At 61.6% G+C, this 22,536-nt stretch carries 18 protein-coding genes; 4 read left to right on the top strand and 14 right to left on the bottom strand.

Features of this window, described 5'->3' with window-relative positions:
- Positions 1-103: 103 nt before the first annotated feature.
- On the top strand, positions 104-574 hold the full coding sequence (locus V1279_RS10715; RefSeq protein ID WP_057851215.1) for an Lrp/AsnC family transcriptional regulator: 471 nt from the start codon (positions 104-106) through the stop codon (positions 572-574).
- Between the two features lie 47 nt (positions 575-621).
- On the opposite strand, the gene cbbX is transcribed toward V1279_RS10715, so the two are convergent.
- The 7 genes from cbbX to V1279_RS10680 all read right to left on the bottom strand — a co-directional run bounded on the left by cbbX (position 622) and on the right by V1279_RS10680 (position 8,696).
- Positions 622-1,515: a CbbX protein gene (gene cbbX, locus V1279_RS10710; RefSeq protein WP_334435135.1), complete on the bottom strand. Its 894-nt coding sequence runs from the start codon at positions 1,513-1,515 to the stop codon at positions 622-624.
- Positions 1,516-1,667: 152 nt separating this feature from the next.
- Positions 1,668-2,087, bottom strand: coding sequence for a ribulose bisphosphate carboxylase small subunit (locus V1279_RS10705; protein ID WP_334435132.1), 420 nt, complete (start codon positions 2,085-2,087; stop codon positions 1,668-1,670).
- 12 nt (positions 2,088-2,099) lie between these two features.
- Positions 2,100-3,560, bottom strand: coding sequence for a form I ribulose bisphosphate carboxylase large subunit (locus tag V1279_RS10700; RefSeq protein ID WP_334446322.1), 1,461 nt, complete (start codon positions 3,558-3,560; stop codon positions 2,100-2,102).
- 55 nt (positions 3,561-3,615) lie between these two features.
- Complete coding sequence (gene fba / locus V1279_RS10695) at positions 3,616-4,701, bottom strand: class II fructose-bisphosphate aldolase (protein WP_334435129.1); 1,086 nt, start codon at positions 4,699-4,701, stop codon at positions 3,616-3,618.
- A gap of 34 nt (positions 4,702-4,735) precedes the next feature.
- Positions 4,736-6,775, bottom strand: a complete 2,040-nt coding sequence (tkt, locus tag V1279_RS10690) for a transketolase (RefSeq protein ID WP_334435126.1) — start codon at positions 6,773-6,775, stop codon at positions 4,736-4,738.
- Positions 6,772-7,647 (bottom strand): phosphoribulokinase, encoded by an 876-nt coding sequence (locus V1279_RS10685; protein ID WP_334435123.1) that lies wholly within the window; start codon positions 7,645-7,647, stop codon positions 6,772-6,774. Before V1279_RS10685 ends, tkt begins: the two co-directional genes overlap by 4 nt.
- Positions 7,648-7,658: 11 nt before the next feature.
- Entirely contained in the window at positions 7,659-8,696 is a 1,038-nt protein-coding gene (locus V1279_RS10680; RefSeq protein ID WP_334435121.1) for a class 1 fructose-bisphosphatase, read from the bottom strand.
- Between the two features lie 149 nt (positions 8,697-8,845).
- On the opposite strand from V1279_RS10680, the gene V1279_RS10675 reads away from it, so the two are divergent.
- On the top strand, positions 8,846-9,817 hold the full coding sequence (locus V1279_RS10675; protein WP_334435118.1) for a LysR family transcriptional regulator: 972 nt from the start codon (positions 8,846-8,848) through the stop codon (positions 9,815-9,817).
- Positions 9,818-10,033: 216 nt separating this feature from the next.
- A complete protein-coding gene (locus V1279_RS10670) occupies positions 10,034-11,344 on the top strand; it encodes an ABC transporter substrate-binding protein (RefSeq protein ID WP_334435115.1) in 1,311 nt (436 codons plus the stop codon).
- A 182-nt stretch (positions 11,345-11,526) separates the two neighbouring features.
- Here V1279_RS10670 and V1279_RS10665 read toward each other — a convergent pair whose 3' ends face one another.
- The 6 genes from V1279_RS10665 to xoxF5 form a co-directional block, all read right to left on the bottom strand.
- On the bottom strand, positions 11,527-12,696 hold the full coding sequence (locus V1279_RS10665) for a Gfo/Idh/MocA family protein (RefSeq protein ID WP_334435112.1): 1,170 nt from the start codon (positions 12,694-12,696) through the stop codon (positions 11,527-11,529).
- Between the two features lie 34 nt (positions 12,697-12,730).
- Positions 12,731-13,921 (bottom strand): fumarylacetoacetate hydrolase family protein, encoded by a 1,191-nt coding sequence (locus V1279_RS10660; RefSeq protein ID WP_334435109.1) that lies wholly within the window; start codon positions 13,919-13,921, stop codon positions 12,731-12,733.
- Between the two features lie 460 nt (positions 13,922-14,381).
- Positions 14,382-14,951, bottom strand: a complete 570-nt coding sequence (gene gfa / locus V1279_RS10655) for an S-(hydroxymethyl)glutathione synthase (RefSeq protein WP_334435106.1) — start codon at positions 14,949-14,951, stop codon at positions 14,382-14,384.
- A 33-nt stretch (positions 14,952-14,984) separates the two neighbouring features.
- On the bottom strand, positions 14,985-16,091 hold the full coding sequence (locus tag V1279_RS10650) for an S-(hydroxymethyl)glutathione dehydrogenase/class III alcohol dehydrogenase (RefSeq protein ID WP_334435103.1): 1,107 nt from the start codon (positions 16,089-16,091) through the stop codon (positions 14,985-14,987).
- A 73-nt stretch (positions 16,092-16,164) separates the two neighbouring features.
- Entirely contained in the window at positions 16,165-16,641 is a 477-nt protein-coding gene (locus V1279_RS10645) for a c-type cytochrome, methanol metabolism-related (protein WP_334446321.1), read from the bottom strand.
- A gap of 106 nt (positions 16,642-16,747) precedes the next feature.
- Complete coding sequence (gene xoxF5, locus V1279_RS10640) at positions 16,748-18,553, bottom strand: lanthanide-dependent methanol dehydrogenase XoxF5 (RefSeq protein ID WP_334435100.1); 1,806 nt, start codon at positions 18,551-18,553, stop codon at positions 16,748-16,750.
- Between the two features lie 404 nt (positions 18,554-18,957).
- Here xoxF5 and V1279_RS10635 point away from each other — a divergent pair, with 404 nt between their 5' ends.
- On the top strand, positions 18,958-19,926 hold the full coding sequence (locus V1279_RS10635; RefSeq protein WP_334435097.1) for a helix-turn-helix domain-containing protein: 969 nt from the start codon (positions 18,958-18,960) through the stop codon (positions 19,924-19,926).
- 108 nt (positions 19,927-20,034) lie between these two features.
- Here the strand turns inward: V1279_RS10635 and V1279_RS10630 are convergent, their stop codons facing one another.
- Positions 20,035-22,473 carry a TonB-dependent receptor gene (locus tag V1279_RS10630; RefSeq protein ID WP_334435095.1) on the bottom strand — a complete coding sequence of 813 codons (2,439 nt, stop codon included), beginning with the start codon at positions 22,471-22,473 and terminating at the stop codon, positions 20,035-20,037.
- Between the last annotated feature and the right edge of the window lie 63 nt (positions 22,474-22,536).

The following is a 22,536-nucleotide window of genomic DNA, read 5'->3' as shown; positions in this document are numbered from 1 at the left end:
TACTCTTGAACGAGCAACGGTTCTCTGCGAATTGCGGCTTGCCGGGGGCAATTTGCGCAGATATTCTGCGTCTGGATATTAAGTATTAGGGAATAGCGGCGTGATCGAGCTCGATCGCATTGACCTTCGGATTCTGACGGAGTTGCTCTCCGATGCAAGGGCGAGCCAGATCGAGCTCGCCGAAAAAGTCGGGCTGTCGCCGACCGCCTGCGCGCGTCGCATTCGTCAGCTCGAGGAAACCGGCATCATTCGCGGCTATCGGGCCGACCTCGAACCGACTGCGCTCGGGCTCGTCACGACGGTTGTCGTCACCATCACGCTGGAAAAACAGAGCGAGGAATATCTCGCCGCGTTCGAAGCAGCGATCGCCCGTTGCCCCGACGTGGTGTCCTGCCACCTGATGTCGGGCAGCGATGACTATCATCTGCAGGTGATCGCGCGCGATATCGCGGACTTCGAGCGGATTCACAAGCAGCATCTGTCGCGGATGCCCGGCGTCGCGCGCATCCATTCGAGCTTTGCGATGCGCGAAGTGGTTCGCAGGGCGATCCCTGAAACTGCGCTACAGCGCTAGCTCCGCCGATCGTGGCCCGTCTATCCCGGCCCCAGAGAAGGTAGGCGCTAACCAGCTTCGGCGGACTTTCCGCCCTCCCCAAACACGCGGCTCGCAAGCACGTCGGAGGCCTCAATCGACCTGATATCGTCCACTGTCAGGACATGATCGAGATCGGCGACGAGGCGGTTGGCCTGGCGCAGCCGCAGACGATCCAACGCGTTGCGGATCGAGCGCGCGTTGGAGAACATCGGCTGGTTCTTGCGCAATGCGATGTAGCGAACGAACTCCGCGCGTGCATCCGGGGTGAAGCGATAGTTCATGTCGCGCAGCATCAGCTCTGCGATGGCGAGCAACTCATCGTCGGCATAATCCGGAAAGTCGATGTGGTGCGCGATCCGCGAACGGAAGCCGGGATTGCTGGTAAAAAACTTGTCCATGCGGTCGCCGTAGCCGGCGAGGATCACGACCAGATCCTCGCGCTGCGTTTCCATCACCTGCAGCAGGATCTCGATCGCCTCCTGGCCGTAGTCGCGTTCGTTGTCGGGCCGGTGCAGATAGTAAGCCTCGTCAATGAACAGCACGCCGCCCATCGCCTTCTTCAGGATCTCCTTGGTCTTCGGCGCGGTGTGGCCGATATATTGCCCAACCAGTTCGTCGCGCGTCACCGATACCACCTGGCCGCGGCGCACGAAACCGAGCCTGTGCAGGATGCTGGCGATCCGCAGCGCCACCGTGGTCTTTCCGGTGCCGGGGTTTCCCGTAAATGACATATGCAGCGTCGGCGCATCCGACGTCAGACCCATCCGCTTGCGGATGCGTTCGATCAGAAGCAGCGACGCAATTTCGCGGATACGCGTCTTTACCGGCTTCAAGCCGATCAGTTCGCGGTCGAGCTGCGAGAGGATCTCCTCGATGCCGACGGCTTCGAGTTCATCGCGCAAGTTAACCGCATCAGTCATTGGGGTGGTATCCACGTCCATCTGCTAACCTCAATGCGCTGCACGCGTCGTTTCGGAAAAGACTCCGTCGCCGCTTCCGCAGCGACGGAGCAGTGCATCCGGCAGACGCAGGCACGTTCAGGGAGAACTCGTCTGCCGGACCGAACACGTGCCTAACCGTAGCGCCGACCCTCCGGACGATCGGCGGCGTAGGAAGTGGTGGTGTAGCGAATGTTGCGGCCGGCCATTTCATGCCGTTCGAGGCGGAAGCCGGGCTCCTCCTTCGGGCGGTTGACGATGAAGGACAGCCGCACCGATTCCCAGCCGTGACTGGAATCGAACGCCGACAGGCGGATGTACCGGTCGCCATACACCTTGCGGCATTCATTCAACTCCATCATGACGCCGGCCGCGTCGCGGAGATCGAACATCGGCAGGCCCCACATCTCCCAGAAATTGTTTCGAGGATGCGGATCGTCGGTGAATTCGATGTTCACCGCCCAGCCCTGCTCCAGGCAGTACTGGACCTGACGGGAAATCTGCTCGTCGGTGAGATCGGGCAGGAACGAGAAGCAGCCTTGGGTAATGCGCATGATTTGCTCTCCTTACATCGCGACAGAGGGCGTGGGGACGTAGTCCGGCATGTCGGTCGATTCATAGTTGAAGGTGACGTCCTTCCAGACTTCGAGCGCCGCCTTCAACGGCGTGCAGGTCTCCGCCGCCCTGGCCAGAATCTCGGGGCCCTCGTGCAGGTAGTCGCGGCCTTCGTTACGGGCGAGGATCATCGCTTCCAGCGCCACCCGGTTGGCGGTGGCGCCAGCTTGGATGCCCATGGGATGGCCGATCGTTCCGCCGCCGAACTGCAGGATCACGTCTTCGCCGAGATGATCGAGCAGTTGGTGCATCTGGCCGGCGTGAATGCCGCCGGACGCCACCGGCATCAGCTTGTTAAGGCTCGCCCAATGCTGATCAAAGAACACCCCGTGCTCCAGCCGCGCCGGATTGTAATCCTCTCGGCAGATATCGTAATAGCCGCGCGTGGTCGCGGGATCGCCCTCGAGCTTGCCGACCACGGTGCCGGCATGAATGTGATCGACACCGGCGAGCCGCATCCACTTTGCGATGACGCGGAACGAGACGCCGTGGCTGCGCTGCCTTGTATAGGTCGAGTGCCCTGCCCGATGCAGATGCAGGATCATATCGTTACGCCGCGCCCATTTGGCCATCGACTGGATCGCGGTGTAGCCGATCACCAGATCGATCATGATGACGACCGAACCGAGCTCCTTGGCGAATTCGGCGCGCTCGTACATATCCTCCATGGTGCCGGCCGTGACGTTGAGGTAAGTGCCCTTGATCTCGCCGGACGCAGCCTGCGCCTTGTTGACGGCCTCCATGCAATAGAGGAAGCGTTCGCGCCAATGCATGAAGGGCTGTGAATTGATGTTCTCGTCATCCTTGGTGAAGTCGAGCCCGCCTTTCAGCGCCTCATAGACCACGCGTCCGTAGTTGCGGCCGGACAGGCCGAGCTTTGGCTTCACGGTGGCGCCGAGCAGCGGCCGGCCGAACTTGTCCATCCGCTCGCGTTCGACCACGATGCCGGTCGCCGGGCCCTGGAATGTCTTCACATAGGCCACCGGCAACCGCATGTCCTCGAGCCGCAACGCCTTCAGCGGCTTGAAGCCGAACACGTTGCCGATGATCGAAGCCGACAAATTGGCGATCGAGCCGGGCTCGAACAGGTCGAGGTCGTAGGCGATGTAGGCAAAGTACTGCCCCGGCGAGTTCGGCACGGGATCGACGCGGAAGCACTTCGCCCGGTATTTTTCCGCAGCCGTCAGCCGGTCGGTCCAGACCACCGTCCACGTCGCGGTCGAGGATTCACCGGCCACCGCCGCGGAGGCCTCGACCGGATCGACGCCGTCCTGCGGCGTCACCCGGAACAGCGCGATGATGTCGGTGTCCTTTGGCACGTAGTCGGGCTCCCAATAGCCCATCTTCTTGTATTCGAGGACGCCGGACTTGTAGCGATCCTTGCCGCGAACGGTCATCGAGTGCATGTTCATGTTGGTCTCCTCGTGTGATGTGCGGCGACTGGTCGGGATCGAGGTGGTCATCAGCTCATTCAGCGGCATCGGCCATTCCTCCCATGCGTGGGTCCAGCGCGCCCGAGCGGTAGCGCTTTGCCATCTCGGCCAACGGAATGACCTTGATCTTTGAGGCGTGGCCTGCGGTGCCGAACTGCTCGAAGCGCTCGCGGCAGAGGTCGCGCAAGCCATCCATCGCCGGTTTCAGGAATTTGCGCGGATCGAATTCGCTTCTGTTCTGCGTCGCCACCTTGCGGAACGCCGCGGTCATCGCCAACCGGCAGTCGGTGTCGATATTGACCTTGCGGACGCCATGCTTGATGCCACGGACGATTTCCTCGACCGGCACCCCCCAGGTCTGCGGCATCTCGCCGCCGAACGCGTTGAAGGCGTCCTGCAGCGGCTGCGGCACCGACGACGAGCCGTGCATCACCAGATGCGTATTGGGCAGCCGGCGATGGATTTCCTCCACCACCCGCATCGCAAGGATGTCGCCGTCCGGCTTGCGCGAGAATTTATACGCGCCGTGCGAGGTACCCATCGCAATCGCCAGCGCATCGACCTTGGTAGCGCGAACGAAATCGACCGCCTGGTCGGGATCGGTCAGCAATTGATCGTGGCTGACCTCGCCTTCGACGCCATGGCCGTCCTCCTGCTCGCCGCCGCCGTGCTCCAGCGAACCGAGCACGCCCAGTTCACCTTCCACCGAGGCGCCGATCCAGTGCGCCATGTCGACCACGCGGCGGGTGATGTCGACGTTGTATTCGTAGCTCGCCGGGCTCTTGGCATCGGCCTTCAGCGAGCCGTCCATCATCACGGAGGTGAAGCCGTGTTGAAGAGCGGTAGCGCAGGTCGATTCCTCGTTGCCGTGGTCCTGATGCAGGCAGAGCGGAATCTGCGGATGCATCTCCTCCAGCGCGTCGATCATCTTCGACAACATGATGTCGTTGGCATAGGAGCGCGCGCCGCGCGAGGCCTGGATGATCACGGGCGCATCGACAGCCGCCGCCGCATCCATGATCGCGAGCCCCTGCTCCATATTGTTGATGTTGAATGCCGGCACGCCGTAAGCGTGCTCGGCGGCATGATCCAGCAATTGCCTCAGGGTAATTCGCGCCATCCGAGCCTCCGTGTCATTGATCGGCGTAGTGGTGTCATGCGTAGGTCACCGCCATCCGCGAGCGCGCGATGCCGCGCAGCGCGGCCTTTGCGACCTCATCGGCGGTGATGCCGAATTCGCGGTAGAGCGTTTCCGCCGGCGCCGAGGCACCGAAGCCCGTCATGCCGACGAATTCGCCGCCATCGCCAAGCCAGCGCGCCCAGTCGCCCTCGATCGCAGCTTCGACGCCGACCCTCGGAACGCGTCCCAGAACGGCGGTGCGGTATTCGCGGGATTGCCGGCGAAACAGCTCGAAGCACGGCGCCGAGACGACCGCGGCGCGGATATTGTCCTTCTCGAGCACCCTTGCCGCCTCGAGCGCGATCGACAGTTCGGAGCCCGTTGCGATCAGGGTGACGTCGCGGCCGGCCTCCGGTTCAACGACGACGTAGGCGCCGACCGCGACCAGATTGGTCTCGCCCTCACCGTCACGGAACGTCGGGAGCGCCTGCCGCGACAGGCATAGCACCGACGGATTGGTATCTGCCCGCAACGCGCAGTCCCACGCCTCCGCCGTCTCGACCGCGTCGCCCGGGCGGAATACCAGCAGGTTCGGTATCGCCCGCAGCGAGGCCAGATGCTCGACCGGCTGATGCGTCGGGCCGTCCTCGCCCAGCCCGATCGAGTCATGCGTCATCACATGGATGACGCGGATCCCCATCAACGCGGCCAGCCTGATCGCAGGACGGCTGTAATCGGCAAAGCTGAGAAACGTGCCGCCATACGGGATGAAGCCGCCATGCAATGCGATACCGTTCATCGCCGCCGCCATGGCATGCTCGCGGACGCCGTAATGGATATAGCTGCCATCGAGGGAATCGTACCGCACCGGCTGCTGCGTCTTCGCGCGCGTCAGATTCGAATGGGTCAAGTCGGCCGAACCGCCCAGCAGATTGGGCAGCGCTTCCGCGATGACGTCGATCACCAGTTGCGACGCTTGCCGGGTCGCGATTTTCGGCCGTTCGTTACCGAACCGAGTGCGTATCTGCGCCATCGCGTCAGCGTATCCACAGGGCAGCTTTCGATTCAGCGCGTCATGAAATGGCGACCGTCCCGTCGAACTGAGGCGCCTGCTTCGCTCGATCCACGCCCGCCGTGCCGCATGACCTTGTGCACCTATTTCGCGCCAGGCATCGGTTATGGCCCCCGGGACCTGAAATGGCGCGTGCGGCCAATCCAACGCGCGGCGCGTCTTCTCGACTTCCTCCGTACCGAGCGGCGCGCCATGCGCCTTTTCCGTCCCCTGACGGTTGGGTGCGCCGAAACCGATCACCGTGCGGCAGGCAATCAGGGATGGCCGGCGGTCATGCCGGGCGTGCCGGATCGCCGCGGCAATCGCCTCGGGGTCGTGGCCGTCGATCCGGGTCGCCGACCAGCCCGACGCCTTGAAGCGCGCGAGCTGGTCATCCGAGCATGACAGTGATGTCGATCCGTCGATCGAGATTTCGTTGTCGTCATACAGCACGATCAACCGGCCGAGCTTCAGGTGTCCCGCCAGCGAAATCGCTTCCTGGCTGATGCCCTCCATCAGGCAGCCGTCGCCGGCGATCACATAGGTGTAGTGATCGACAAGATCGTCGCCGAAGCGCGCATTCATCAGGCGCTCTGCCAGCGCCATCCCGACCGCGGTAGCGATCCCCTGCCCCAGCGGCCCCGTGGTCGTCTCCACGCCGGGCGTATGCCCGTACTCCGGATGGCCAGGGGTCTTCGATCCCCACTGCCTGAACGCCTTCAGTTCGTCCGGCGTCACGCCCTGGTAGCCAGTCAGATGCAGCAACGCATACAGCAGCATCGAGCCGTGACCGGCCGACAGCACGAACCGGTCGCGATCAGGCCACGCCGGATCGGAGGCATCGAATTTGAGGAAGCGCGAGAACAGCACCGTAGCCACATCGGCCATACCCATTGGCATGCCGGGATGGCCCGACTTCGCGTTTTCGACGGCGTCGATGGCCAGAAAGCGGATCGCGTTCGCCATTTCAGCATGCGAGACGACCGGCTGGGTGGCGATACGGGACAGAGCGAGATCAGTCATAGCATGCGCCTCTTGCGTTCCATCAGTTGCAGGATCAGCGGGGTGAGGATGAGCTGCATCGCGAGATCGAGCTTCGAGCCGTGGATCACGATCGAGTTGGCCCGCGACATGAAGCTGTTCGGAATCATCGACAGCAGATAGGGAAAGTCGATGCCGCGCGGATTCTTGAGCCGGATCACCACCATCGATTCGTCCGGCGTCGGTATCCAGCGCGCAATGAACGGGTTCGACGTGTCGACCGTCGGCACACGCTGGAAGTTGATGTCGGTTTCGGTGAATTGCGGGCAGATGTAGTTTACGTAATCCGGCATCCGCCGCAGGATGGTGTCGGTCACCGCCTCCGCGGTGTAGCCGCGGTCGCTGCGGTCGCGATGCAGCTTCTGGATCCACTCCAGATTGATCACGGGAACGACGCCGATCTTGAGATCGGCATGCTGCGCGATATTGACCTTGTCGGTCACAACGGCGCCATGCAGACCTTCATAGAACAACAGATCCGACTTTTCGGGCAACGGCTTCCATTCCGTGAATGTGCCGGGATCTGCGCCATAGAGCTTGGCCTCTTCATGATCGTGCACGTAATGCCTGGTGGTCCCGGTCCCGGACTCGCCGTAGTCGCGGAACAGTTTCTCCAGTTCCTCGAACAGGTTTGTTTCCGGGCTGAAATGGCTGAAATGCTTGTTGCCGTGCTCGGCCTCCTCAGCCATTTTTGCACGCATCTCAAAGCGGTTGTAGCGGTGGAAGGCATCACCCTCGACATAGGCGGCTGCGACCTTTTCGCGGCGGAAGATGTTTTCAAACGTCTTCTTCACCGAGGTCGTGCCGGCGCCGGACGATCCGGTAATCGATATGATGGGATAGCTGCGCGACATCTGGTTTCCGATCAGCGAAACAGGCCGCGCCGCGCGAATAGCGGCGCGTCGCTATTGTCGAACATCGGTTCGATAGCTTCGTGAATGGCGGCAACGTCGCGAACGCCGCGCATCGAACCCATGATCAACGGCACCCGCTGGTGTGGCGTTTTCGCCGAGAGCTCGAGAATGCGCCGGCGGCCGGTGGACGCGGCCCCGCCCGCCCACTCCATCACGAGCGCCATCGGATGCGCCTCGTAAAGCAGGCGAAGACGTCCGTCGCGATATCCCGGACGCGCATCCGCCGGATACAGGAACACGCCGCCGCGGACGAGGATACGAAGCGACTCTGCGACCAGCGACCCGATCCAGCGCATGTTGAAATCGGCCGAACCGTTGCCGCTGGTGCCGGCGAGGCATTCGTCGATATAAGTCCGCACCGGCCCGTGCCAGTGCCGCCGGTTCGACGCGTTGATGGCGAATTCAGGCGTGTCGGACGCAATCCTCACGCGACGCGCGATCAGCAGGAATTCCCGGGCACGCCTGTCCAGAATGAAGATATCGACGCGCTCGTCGAACGCCAGAACCAGCGTCGTTTGAGGGCCGTAGACCACGAAACCTGCAGCACATTGCGCCGTGCCCGGTTCGAAGAAGGTGGAGATGATGTCGTTGCCGCGCGAACGAATCGAAAAGATGGTTCCGACCGAAATGTTGTTTTCGAGGTTGGCCGATCCGTCGAGCGGATCGATCGCGACGCAGAGAGACGCCTCGGCATTGAGCACTTGAGGCAGATCTAGTTCCTCGGACAGGACGGCGGCGACCGGCGTGGTGCGTAACGCCGCGCGCATCATCGCGTCGGCGGCGAGGTCGATATCCTTCTGATGGTCGCCATCGGAATTGACGCCACGGGTTCGTCCGGTAATGCCCGCCAACGGTCCGTCGGCGATGAGATCGGAAAGGCCGATCGCAGCAGTGGCGATCGCCTCGATCACAGCGGCCACGGCCGGGCCGGTCGGCGTCTCCGACCCTGTATGATCGAGATGCGAGCATAAGGTTATGCGTGCGTCCATGGCCGTTCCCCGATTGGCGCCCTCTGCGGAGCCACTCCAACGCATCATGCCGTTCGGCACTCCGCGCCTAACAACAACCCAGTTTGCAAAATTAGTGAAATTTTCTTATCTTTGGCTTTGGCAAAGTTTTTCTTATATTGGGTGAGCCCATGGCAGGCAAATTTCCGCGGGAATTGACCATTCGCCAGCTGCGCGCGCTCGCGGCCGTTCACAGGGACCGGTCGGTTACCGCCGCCGCCAAACACCTGCATCTCACGCAGCCGGCGGTCACGCTGCAGATCCGCAATCTGCAGACGCTTGCAGGCTTGCCGCTGATTCAGCGCACCAGTGACGGGATGCTGTTGACCGATGCCGGGCGCGAGGTGCTCTCACTCTCCGAGCGCATCGAGGCGGCGATTGCGGACTGTGAGACCTCGCTCGAGATGATGGCGGGAAAGACCGCGGGCCGTATCTCGATCGGCGCCGTCAGCACCGCGAAATATTTCGTGCCGTTCATGATCTCCGGATTTTCCAAACGGCATCCGAACATCGATGTCACGCTCTCGATCGGAAACCGGCAGGAGATCGGCACGGCGCTACGCGGCTACGATCTCGATTTCGCAATCATGGGCCGCCCACCGGCCGACATCGACATGGACGTTCATCCGATCGGCGATCATCCCCATGTCATTATCGCGCCGACGAGCCATCGCCTGGTGCGAAAATCCCGCATCGCGCTGAGCGACCTTGCCGACGAAACATTCCTGACCCGCGAACCCGGTTCGGGCACGCGCGGCCTGATGGAGCAATTGTTCGAAACGGCGCGAATTCGGCCGAAAATCGGCATGGCGATGAGCAGCAACGAGACGATCAAGCAGGCTGTGATCGCGGGTCTCGGAATTGCATTTATTTCGGCACACACGGTCGCTACCGAACTCGATGAGCGCCGGCTGGTAACACTCGACGTGGCTGGCCTTCCCGTTATCAGGCAATGGTTCGTCCTTTCCCGAAAGGACAAGATTTTGCTGCCGCCGGCACGCGCCATGCTGGAGTTCCTCAGCGCCCGCGGTGCGCAATTCCTCCCGCGAACCCATGGCAGGATAAGGATCACCCGCACGTCGGCGCGCAGCAGACGCCGATAGCGCGATATGCGAAACGACGTTCGCATCCTCCCTTCCGCTATCAGACTTTAGTTGGTGAACCTGCCGCCCCTTCACCTGCGTGACAACACGTTTCCGCAGCCATGAGCGACCCGTGGAGCGCGAGCGCAGGTTGACTTCTCGCCGCATTCTCCAAATACTTGACCGAGAACTGGAAGAACCGGTCCCGGCGATAATAATAACCAGTGGGAGGACACGATGCCGACTTCACGCAGAACGCTGCTGAAGACTTCTGCGGCTGCCGCCGCCGCATTCAGCCTCGATTGGACACGCGCGCAAGCACAAGCCGAGACGGTGCGCATCGGCCTGATCTACGACCTGACCGGGCCCTTTGCTGCTGGCGGGTCGGTCGCCTCCTCGATCGGCGCGCAGATTGCCATCGATCTCGTCAACGAGAAGGGCGGCATCGGCGGCAAGTACAAGGTTTCCCCTGTCGCCGCCGATTCCCAGAGCAAGCCCGACGTTGCCATCAATGAGGCCAATCGCCTGATCGACCAGGAGAAGATCGACATCATCAACGGCGTTTATGCGAGCTCGCACGCCGTCCCGCTCGCCGCCAAGGTTGAACAGCAGAAAAAGATCCTCTGGATCACGACCGCGGTTTCGACCGCCGTGTTCAAGGACAAGAACCTGCAATACGTCTTCCGCGCGCAAATCCATTCCGACCAGTACGGCCAGGCCTTTGCGAGCTTCATCACCGAGCACGCCAAGACCAAGCTCGGCATGGAGCCCAAGGACGTCAAGGTCGCGCTGATTCACGAGGACGGCCCCTATGGCGTCGGCGTTGCCGTCGCCGACGAGGCCTATGCGAAGCAGGCCGGCCTGCAGGTCGTGCTCAAGGAAGGTTATTCCGCCTCCGCCCCCGACCTCTCGGTGCTGGTAACCAAGATCAAGCGCGCCAGGGCCGACGTGATTTCGCACGCGGGCTACAACCCTGATATCACCCTGTTCCTGCGCCAGGCGCGCGAGAACGGCCTCAAGTTCAAGATGCTGTTCGGCGCCGGCGCGGGCTACAGTCAGCTCGACAAGTTGCGCGCGACATTCGGCGCTGATATCGACAATTTCTGCAATATCGATCCGGTGCCGGCGCAGTTGCTCGATCCTTCGAAACTCGCGCCCGGGATCGGCGATCTCACCAAAATCATGATCGCGCGCTACAAGGAGAAAACCGGCGCGACCGATGTGCCGCCGCACTGCTCGATGGGCTTCAACCAGACCTGGATCCTGCTCAACAATGTGCTGCCGGTGGCGAAAGAGAAATACGGCGGTTTCGATCCCGAAGCGGTTCGCAAGGCGGCGCTCGACGTGGACATCCCGCCGGGCGGTACCATCCAGGGCTATGGCGTGAAGTTCTACCCGCCCGGCACGCCGCTCGCCGGCCAGAACGAGCGATCGACGCCGGTGGTGATGCAAAACGCCGGCGAACACATCTCGGTGGTCTGGCCGACCAATATTCGGACGCGTGATCCGGTGTTCCCGCTGCCGAAATCGTCGGTGTACGCGGCGTAGCGCCGCCATTGCTGTCGATCTCCCTCGCCCCGCTCTTGCGGGGAGAGGGTGGGGTGAGGGGCTGTCTCAACAAATTCGAAAGACGTGAGTGCACGGAGAGTCCCCCTCACCCGGATCGCATCTTCGATGCGATCCGACCTCTCCCCGCACGCGGGGCGAGGTGACACGAGCACCGGTGCCGATCACAGCGTGACGCGGCGGCCTTCTTCGGCAGCCCAATAGCCGGCGTAGTTGACCTTGATGGTCTCAAAGGCCAGCGCCAGATCCGAGAGCGGCTGCCGGCCGGTTGCGACGCATTCCATGAAGTCCTGAATTTCCTGCACGTAGCCGCGCGTCCATTCTTCCTCGAGGCAGATATATTGCCAGCCGGTCTTCCGATCGACCTTTTCAGTGATGTAGACGCTTGCGAGCTTCTCCTCGCTGGTCTGATAGCTCATCATGTGCGTATTTGGCGTGATGTTGGCGAATAGCGAGCCGCTGCTGGTATAGGTTTCGATCAGGTTGCGCACGCCGCCGAGGATCATGTCGCCGGAAAAAACCGTGGCCTTGGTGCCATCGGAGAAGGTGGCTGTGAGCATGCCCCAATCCTCGACATCGACGGGATTGGCCTTGAGCACGGCCCGTTCGTCCGGACGCAGGCACGCCGTGACATTGCCGACATCACACGTCACGTTTTCCACGCTGATCGATTCGCCCCGCGCCTTCGCCTCGACCTGCTTGAGATAGAGTACCGCCGAAAGCGGGTGGCATCCCATCCGGATCAGCGAGCCGCCGCCGGTCAGCGCCCATTGTGCGGCGTGCGCGGCATGCGAGCCAGAGTGACTCTCCTCCCCCTTCATGAACAGGATCTTGTCCTTGGTGGCCTTGAGGATCTCGACGGTCTTGGTCACTGCCGGCGCGTAGATCCAGTCCTCCGCATACATGAAGAGCCTGCCGGTCTTGTCGATCGCCGCGCGGGTATTTTCCATTTCCTCCAGCACGCGCTCGTACATCAATGCTTTCGGCACATGCTTGCCGATCGGCAGCTTGTCGCCTTCGCGCCCGAAATAGCCTCCGAATGGCTTTTCGCAGATCACATGCTTACCGGCTTGCATCGCATCGACGATCATCGACGCGTGCAAATTGGGCGGCGTGCAGATGTCGATGACGTCGATATCAGCGTCGGCGATCAAGTCGCGAAAGCTGCGATACGCCGTCGGGATCTGGTGACGGCGGGCAAACTCGACGACATGATCGCCTCGCGCCGCAACGGCCCTGACTTCGACATCCACGCCATAGACGCGCCGGTAGGCATGCATATGCAGCTCGGACACGAAGCCGCAGCCAGCCAGACCGATCCTGATTTTCGCCATTGCGCAAATGCCTCCCGGTTGTCGCGGCTAGAGGCTAATTGCCGCTTCGGCCGACACCCTTGCGGCGCATCAACGCGGCGAAGAGCTCGGTCAGGCCGAATTTCCAAGGTTCGCAGTCGCCGCTGTGGCGCATGCGATTGGTCAGCCGGCCGAGTTTCGGGGTTGCGACCGTCACCAGATCGCCTTCCACGTGGGTGAACCCCTGCCCCTTCACGGCACGGTCCTGGATCGGCGCGAACATGGTGCCCAGGAACAGCACGAAACCGTCTGGATACTGGTGGTTCTCGTTGATCGTCTGCCCCACGATGTCGGCCGGATCGCGGCTGATCTGGGTCAGGGAAGATGCGCCGTGCAGCACGAAGCCTTCCGGTCCCTTCACCTCCAGCGAGATCTCCATCTTCCGCACGTCGTCGAGCGTGAAGCTTTCATCGAAGAACCGCACGAACGGCCCGATGGCGCAGGACGCGTTGTTGTCCTTGGCCTTGGACAAGAGCAGCGCCGAGCGTCCCTCGAAGTCGCGCAGATTGACGTCATTGCCAAGCGTGGCGCCGGCGATACGGCCGTCGCTCGTCACCACCAGCACTACCTCGGGCTCCGGATTATTCCAGGTCGATTTCGGATGCAGGCCGGCATCCACGCATGTGCCCACCGCCGACAGGACCGGCGCCTTGGTAAATACCTCGGCGTCCGGTCCGATGCCGACTTCGAGATACTGGCTCCAGGCATTCTGGGAAACCAGCACGTCCTTTACGTGCTGCGCTTCGGCCGAGCCCGGCTTCAGCCGGGACAGGTCGGTGCCGACGATCCGCGTCACCTCGGCCCGGATCGCCTCTGCCGAATCCGGATTGCCGCGCGCCCGCTCCTCGATCACCCGCTCCAGCATCGACACCGCGAAGGTCACGCCGGCAGCCTTGATCACTTGGAGATCGATCGGAGCCAGCAACCATGGCCTGGTCGGATCGCGGGTGTCGGGCGGCGTGTTGTTCAACAGATCCTGCAGCGTGCCTACCCGCTGGCCGCGCGCGGCGCGCAGCGCCTGCGCCGGATCCGCGGCGGCGGCAAGCTGGCTGGCGGTGGGGAAATCCTCGGTGATGTCGAACACGCCGTCCTGGCGGATCGCGACCACCGACGGGCCGGCGAGGTCGGGACGCCAGATCCGCCCCATCAGCGCGGCGCCGGCGAAATCGTCGGGTAGAATGAATGCGGCGTCTGTGGCGATCGGCATCGTGGCGAATCCTTGCGAGGTCACGTCTGTGCGGTCAGGGCAGCATCGTCCATAGAAGGGAACCGCTCAATGGGTCAACACCTTCGAAAGATATCCGCCTTCAGCATCGCGGCTGCCACGACAAGGCGCATCGCGCTGCAGCATGCAAAATCAGACGATCGGTCAAATGCAGCCGGTTGTGCACGCGCCGCAACTTGCCATGGACGGCATGGCGATGAGCAAAGACCTCGGAGGGCTTCGATGTCCTGGAATTATCCGCGGCGCCAGTCGCGCCAGCGAGCCGCCGGCTCGGGATGGTTGCACGACCCCGATAGCCGGCAGGCTGCTTTACCCACCGGCATCAACGAAGGAATTGCACGACCTCATGCACTCGGCGTGCGGCGCCGCTGATGGCGATCGCCATCAGCGCGAGTTCGAAGTCGGGCAGGATCAGGCCAGCACCCGTTTCAAGCTGCCTTGTTCAAGCAGCTTTGGCCTTGGACTTTGCCACATGGCTCGAGATCGCATCCATCAAAGGCGGCGACAGGCAATCATAAGGCTCGAGCCCGAGTTCTTTCAGCCTCGCCCTGATTCCGTCCATCTCGCCCGGTTGAACACCGGACTCCAGCACGGACGACACGAACGCAGCAAACCCAGGAGCCGCCCATCCACCTTCCTGGAACAGCTCGGGATGGATGAAGTCGAGCCCGTAGAATGGATGCCCGGTGTTCTCGATCCGGCCGTACATATGCGTGCCGCAGGCCTTGCAGGCATGGCGCTGGATCGCTGCCGAGGTGTCGACAATCTGCAGCTTGTCGCCATTCTCGAGCACTTTCACATTATCGCGCGGCACGACGGCGACGACGGAGAAGGTCGCCCCCTCGGGCTTCCAGCATTTGGTGCAGCCACAAGCGTGGTTGTGGGCGACATCGCCCGTGATAGCGACCTTGACCGGCTTGTCTTTGCATTTGCACACAAGGGTGCCACCGGCGAAGCTGCCGGTCCCCTTCTTTACGCCGCTATCAATCGCTGGGTGAATATGAACAGTCATGGGCTTATCCTCCTTGTGTTTGAAGTTCTCCAGTCAGAACACGACAACCGAGCGGATCGACTTGCCCTGGTGCATGAGATCGAATCCGTGGTTGATCTCCTCCAGCTTGAGGACGTGGGTGATCATCGGATCGATCTCGATCTTTCCGTTCATGTACCAGTCGACGATTTTCGGCACATCGGTGCGGCCGCGCGCACCGCCAAAGGCCGTGCCCTTCCAGACGCGGCCGGTCACCAGTTGGAACGGCCGGGTGGCGATTTCCCTGCCAGACTCCGCGACCCCGATAACGACCGAGACGCCCCAACCGCGATGGCACGCTTCAAGAGCCTGCCGCATGACGGTGGTATTGCCGGTGCAGTCGAAGGTGTAGTCGGCACCGCCATCGGTGAGCCCGACCAGATGCTGGACGATGTCGCTCACCTTGGTCGGGTTGACGAAATGGGTCATGCCGAAACGACGGCCCCAGTCTTCCTTGGAATCGTTGATGTCAACGCCGACGATCTTGTCGGCGCCCACCATCTTCGCGCCCTGGATGACGTTGAGCCCGATGCCGCCGAGACCGAACACGACGACGTTGGCGCCCGGAGTCACCTTGGCCGTATTGACTACGGCGCCAACGCCCGTCGTCACCCCGCAACCGATGTAGCAGCTCTTGTCGAAGGGCGCGTCCTCGCGAATCTTGGCCACCGCGATCTCCGGCAGCACGGTAAAGTTCGAGAAGGTCGAGCAGCCCATATAGTGGTAGATCGGCTTGCCCTGATAGCTGAAGCGCGAGGTGCCGTCCGGCATCAGCCCCTTGCCCTGGGTGGCGCGGATGGCGGTACAAAGATTGGTCTTGCCGCTCAGGCAGCTTTTGCACTGGCGGCACTCCGGCGTGTAGAGCGGAATCACATGATCGCCGGCCTTGACCGACGTCACGCCCGGCCCAACCTCCCGGACGATGCCTGCGCCTTCATGACCGAGAATCGAAGGAAAGATTCCTTCGCTGTCGAATCCATCGAGCGTGTAGGCATCGGTGTGACAGATGCCGGTCGCCTTTATCTCGACGAGGACTTCACCGGCCTTCGGGCCTTCCAGATCGACCTCAACGATTTCAAGAGGCTTTTTGGCCTCGAATGCGACAGCAGCGCGGGTCTTCATCTTAAACTCCACCTTAGCTTTTCAAATCGCTGCACGGACGCACCAGGATGTGCACCTCGCATGTTCGGCATGATCATTTGCTTCCCATGCAGGACTTTTCTGTCTCGGTGTAGGCATCGGGTTTGTCTTCACGCTTGGCAGGTCGCACGCGCCCGACGGCGTTATTGGCGCGGGCACGCAGATAGACGTAGAAGTCGTCCATGTAGCAGGCGACGTTCGGATTATCGCCGAGCGCAGGCATGACGGAGTTGCCGTTCTGGCGACCGCTCGCAACTACGCCGACGAAGTCACCGTAACTCATGGTCTTGAGTGAATCCGTGAGAGCAGGGGCGTAGGTCGATCCCATCCCGTCGGGGCCATGGCAGACGTGGCATTCCGAGTGATAGCGGCGGTACCCGGAGTAGGTATACCAATCCACCGTGCCGTCGGCCGCGACCTTGAAGGTCGGATTGCCTTCCTTGTCGAGGTACTTTCCGTCCTCGGACTTGACGGCAGTCGTATCGACGGCATTTTCAGCGATGGTAATTCCTCCTGATACCACGAGGATCATCGCGGCACCCACAAACCAGATTGTACGCAAGAGCTTTTCCTCGAGATTCGGTAAAGGCGAACCGGCGCATGGAGCAATCCACGCGCCGGAACGAGGCTGGTTCAGTTCACTGCGGCAGCGCGAACACCGTGAGCGTGCCGCCGAGCGCGGTATAGTTGCTCAGCGCGGCATAGCCACCGACCGCGCCGAGACCTGCTGTCGGATCGGTCAGACCTGCGGCAAGGCCGATACCCGCCCAGCCGCCAACGCCGGACAGCACTGCGACATACTGCCGGCCGCCGTTCTCATAGGTCGTGACGTTGCCGATGATGCCGGAGGGGGTCTTGAACTTGTAGAGCTCCTTGCCCGTCTTGGCATCGACTGCCTTCAGATAGCCTTCGAGCGTTCCGTAGAACACCACGCCGCCTGCCGTCGCGAGCGCTCCCGACCACACCGAGAACTGCTCCTTGTTCGACCAGACGATCTTGCCGGTCTTGTTGTCCCAGGCAATGAAGTTGCCCATGTGGCTCTCGCCCTGAGGCGGATACATCGACAGGGTCGCGCCGACATAGGGCTGGCCCGCGGTGTAGCTCACCTTGAACGGCTCGTAGTCCATGCAGACGTGGTTGGTCGGCACGTAGAACAGTTGCGTATCGGGCGAATAGGCTGCCGGCTGCTCGTCCTTGGTGCCGAGCGCGGCCGGGCAGATGCCCTTGGTGTTCTTGTCTTCGCCGCCCTTTTCGGTCGAATACTGATCGACCACCTTGGGACGGCCGTAGGTCGGCGAACTCTTGTTCATGTCGACGCCGGTGGTCCAGTTCACCTTCGGATCGTACTTCTCGGCCACCAAGAGTTCGCCGTTGGTACGGTCCATCGTGTAAGCCAGACCGTTGCGGTCGAAATGGGTCAACAGCTTGCGCGCCTGGCCATTGATCTCCTGGTCACTGAGGATCATTTCGTTGACGCCGTCGTAGTCCCACTCATCATGGGGCGTCATCTGATAGACCCAGTTGGCCATACCGGTGTCCGGATTGCGCGCAAAGACGGTCATCGACCACTTGTTGTCGCCCGGACGCTGTTTCGGGTTCCAGGTCGAGGGGTTGCCGGACCCGTAATAGACCATGTTCAGACCGGGGTCATAGGACAACCAGCCCCATGTGCAGCCGCCGCCGATCTTCCACTGATCGCCTTGCCAGGTCTTGATGCTCGAATCCTTGCCGATCGGCTTGCCGAGCTCGGTCGTCTTCACGGGGTCGACCAGGATCTGGTCGTCCGGCCCTTCGGAGAACGCCCGCCACACTTGCTTGCCGGACTTGAGATCGTAAGCGGTGACGTGACATTGCACGCCAAACTCGCCGCCGGAAATGCCGACCAGGACCTTGTCCTTGACGACGAGCGGCGCGGAGGTGCCCGTGGCGCCCTTGCCCGGATCTCCATTCTTGACGCTCCACGCAACCTGGCCGGTCTTGGCATCGAGCGCGACCAGCGTGGTGTCGGCCTGATGCAGGAAGATCTTGCCGTCGCCATAGGCCACGCCGCGATTGACGGTATCGCAGCACATCACCGGAATGACGTTCGGATCCTGCTTCGGCTCGTACTTCCAGACGATCTTGTTCTCCTGCGAAAGGTCAAGGGCATAGACCTTGTTCGGGAACGGCGTATGGACGTACATCATGTTGCCGATGATGAGCGGCCCGCCCTCATGACCACGCAGCACGCCGGTCGAGAAGGTCCAGGCGACCTGGAGCTTGCCGACGTTGGACGCGTTGATCTGGTTAAGCTTCGAGAAGCGTGTATTGGCGTAGTCGCCGGCCGGCTGCACCCAGTCCTTTGGGTTCTGCGACATCTTGATCAGTTCTTCGTTGGCGTATGCGATGCCGACAACGAATGTCGCCATAGCGCCAAGACAGGCTGCGGATAGCACCTTGCGCATAGTGGTTTCCTCCAAGATACGAGTTTTGGGTTTCCGCCGAAACGGCCCATTCTTCCATTGTTGGTCGCTATTCCTATCCCGTTCGGGAATAGGAAACTTGCCCAAGAGCGAAGCGCGTTTGCTCAGAAGCGAAACCCAATGAACTTTTTAATTTCGGGCCTCGGAAGCCGTCTTCTCATGCTGCGAAGCATCAATCGTGGGCTTGTTCCCACAAGCACCCGCGCGGCCCCCGGTCGAGGTTTCCCTTGACGCCGCCGAAACTAAGTTGGAGGATTGTCAAAGGGATATTGGGAAGAATCTGCGCAACTTCCCTGGCGACTGCCTAAATTGGGGCCAAATGTCACGACCATCTGACCGACGCCTAGGCGGAGGTCGCGGCCTGTTCTCAAATCGGTGGCTGGGCAATGTCTGATACAGTTCGTTCACTCAGCACTTCCGGGTTGGCGCCGAAGAAACAGATCCAAACTTGGTCAGATGCACTGACAGATCTCTGCGGCCAGTTTGACGTCGATCCGCTGGAAGGTTCTTCGCTCGAGGGGCGGATAAACTACACAACCGTTTCGCAGCTAAAGCTGTGTCAGATCGAGGCAAGCCAGCATCGTATCGCGCACACGGTCTCAGGTACCAAGCTGAGCGAGCATCCCTACGTCAAGATACTGTTCCAAACCTACGGCATCTCTCATTTCGAACAGGGTGGCCGTCGCATCGACATCATGCCCGGCGACTGCCTCGCCTATGACGTCTCCTGCCCGCACACGATCGTGAGCCCGTCGTTGACCCGGCACGAGGTCGTGATCGTCCCAAAGGCACTGCTGCACGAACGCGGCTTCCGCACGGCTAAGATGTTGCCGTGCAAGCTCTCCGCGCGTAACGGCACCGGCCGCATCGCCTACGACTTCGTGCACACCGCGTTTGATGAAGCGAAGAGGCTGTCGCCCTACAACGCCATCGGCGTCGCCGATTCGCTGATCGATCTGCTGCTGTTGCCGCTGCGCGAGGCCGACACGATGTTCGATCGGGTCGGTCCCGAGGCGATGTACATTCGGGCTCAAGCCTTCATCCGCGAGCATCTGCGCGACCCGGATCTTTGCATCGACCAGATCTCGGCGGCATTGGGCTGCACCAAGCGCTACCTGCACATGCTGTTCAGCGACAAGGGCATGACCGTCAGCGATTACATCTGGCGGGCGCGACTGCTGCACTGCCGGCAGGAGCTGGAGACCCAGCACGGAAAGACGATCACGGACGTCGCATTTTCGTGGGGCTTTTCCAGTTCGTCGCACTTCAGCCGCGTGTTCCGGAAGCATTTCGGGTTCGTTCCCTCCGCGATCCACAAGGCGCATTGCGCCGATCCGGCGCCGGATGTTTCCTGACGGTCCCCGTAGCGCGGCAAGCTGACGCTCTGCCGCGCATCATTGGTCGCTTCAAATCGCTTCGTGTTCTCCCGCACCGGCAGCCATGATGGCTGGCTCGTTACAGGCCTAGAAGGTCGCCTTTAACCCTGCGTAGAAGGCACGCGGCCGCGCCGGGAGGACCGAACGCGGGTCGGTGAAATCGGCGCCGCCATTGGTGAAATTGGGAATATCATCCCTATCGAAGAACGTCCCGTAAGTCGCATAGCGATTGTCCAGGATATTGTCGACGCGGCCGTAGACCTGAAACGTCTTGTTGATCTGGTACGAGGCGTGCAGGTTGAAAACCGAATACCCTGGCAGCCTCGCCGCCTGATTGGATTCATCGCCGACAAAATACTGGCTGCCGACGAACAACGCGTCGCCGCCGACCTTGAAGGCGTCGGTGACCGAGTAGTCGATGCCAACCTTGACCCGGTTGCGCGGAATCGCCGGAATTCGGTTGCCCGGCAGAACCTGGACTACGTCGTCAACGGCGAACGGGCTATTGGAGCCGATCTCCAGGGCATCGAGGAAGCGCGCATCCACGAGGGTATAGCTGGCATAGAGTTGCAGCGTCTTTGACGTCAGATTGACCTGAGCCTCGATGCCCTGGCGCCGCGTCCTGCCCACGTTCTGGAAATAGCCAAAGCCCTGCAGCTCCGGACTGGGAATCGCCAGAATGTCATCGGCATTCGTCGCGCGGAACGCCCCGACCTTCCACCCGAGCGTTCCGATATTCAGCTCCTTGGTGCCGCGCAGACCGGCCTCAACGGTGCGGGATACAACCTGCTTCAGCGGCGGGTCGGCAATGAGGAATGCCGCGATGAGACAGGGGCGCGCCGGATCGGCACATGCGAGTTCCAGCGGGGTCGGCGCGCGATTGGCTTCGGAATACCCTGCATAGGCCGTCATTTCAGGCGTAATCTTGTAGGTGCCGCCGATCATCGGATTGAAGCGGCTGAACGTATGATTACCATTGAGCGCGGTGCCGATTTGATCTTGAAGCACGATGCTCGCATGGTTGAACCGGCCGCCGCCCGAGATCGAAAACGCGTCCGTCACATCGAAGGTGTCGAGCGCGTAGAGGCCGGTGTATTTGTTGGTGGCTCGAAGCGAGACCGGGCCGATCGAAATCGGACTGCCGGACGGACCGAGGAATATGCCGCTGCCGTTGACGACGTAGTTTGAGCCGATCGTGCCCAATTCCGCGCTGGCCCCGAAGCGAGTGACGCCGGAGTCGAAACTGGTGCCAACCATGAACTGGTTGTTGTGTCCGAACAACTGGTCGGTGTTGGTTGCCTGCAGGGTCGCTCCGGTCGTCGTCGAACGGGTTGTCGTCCGGTCGATCTGCCCCAACACGGCGTCGGCCGGGAAGGGATTTACGATCGGGACTCCGTTGAGGCCATTTGCAAAGTTGGTGTCGTCGTTGAAGCAAAGCAGCGTGTCGTTGGGGGCTGCACATGGCTCCGTCTCGGTCGGGTTACCGTCCACCGTTTTCTGCCGGAACGCGCGGACGCGCGCCGAGCCTTCGATCGTCCAGGTCGGCGTGGCCTCGACCTTTCCGGTCAGGTTGACATAGGCAACGCGGTTGTCCGTGGTCTGCGGCGTCGTATAGGTCGCGCCCCAATACTTCTGCAGCAGTTCGACCGGCACCGCCGCCGCCGCGCCGAAATTGTTCTTGGCGACGCCCATGTTGAGGTGAAATTCACTGCTGTCGGTCCGGTAGCCAACATCCCCGTAAAATCGACGAATCGCCGACTCCGAAAAATTGCGATAGCCGTTGTCACGCACGCCTTCGAGCGCGCCATAGACCGAAAAATTGTCGATCTGCTTGCCATACTGCGCCGAACTCTGGATGCGTCCGAACGAGCCGCCCATCGTGTTGATTTCAGCGCCGTGATAGTTGAAGCCATCCTTCATCAATACGTTGACGGCTCCGCCGAGCGCATTGAGGCCAAACGCGGGGTTATTGGTCACGACGGTGACCGACCTGATCGCGGCCGTCGGGATCAAGTCCCAGTTGACGGTGTCACCGAACGCTTCGTTGATGCGCATCCCGTTCTGGTAAACCGCAAGCCCTTGAGGAGTACCGGCCACTGGCGATGCCACAAAACCACGAAATTGTACGTCAGGCATAAATGGATTTCCGGTAGTATCACTGATGATGATACCCGGTACCTGTTGCTGTAACGCGTCCGCGATGTTCAGCGAGCCCGTGCGCGCGATCTGACCGGCACCAACCGCGTTGATCGCTGCCGGCACCTTGTCGACGTCCATTCCCGAGCGGGCCGTCGGTGTCGGCGCGGTCGGGTAGATAAGAACCCTGCGCACATTTCGGGTGGCTCGAGGCGCCGCACTGCCGCGGGTTGGTCTGGCTGCTGGTCGGGCTGATGTCGTCGGGGGAGCAACTACCTCGATGGCCGGCAGGACCTCGCTATCGCTGGACGCGGTTTGGGCCTCGGCACGGTCGATCCCGGGAATCAGGCAAAGCGAGATTGTCCCGATCACCAGTACACGTACGCCCATGTCCCCATCCCCACTACATTCCGGCTCATTGGCGACGCCGGTTCGATGCGGACGATACTAGTG

The organism is Bradyrhizobium sp. AZCC 1610 (assembly GCF_036924515.1).
Classification (GTDB): Bacteria; Pseudomonadota; Alphaproteobacteria; order Rhizobiales; family Xanthobacteraceae; genus Bradyrhizobium.
The sequence above is the reverse complement of the archived record's forward strand: the minus strand, read 5'-3'. Positions and strand labels throughout refer to the sequence as shown.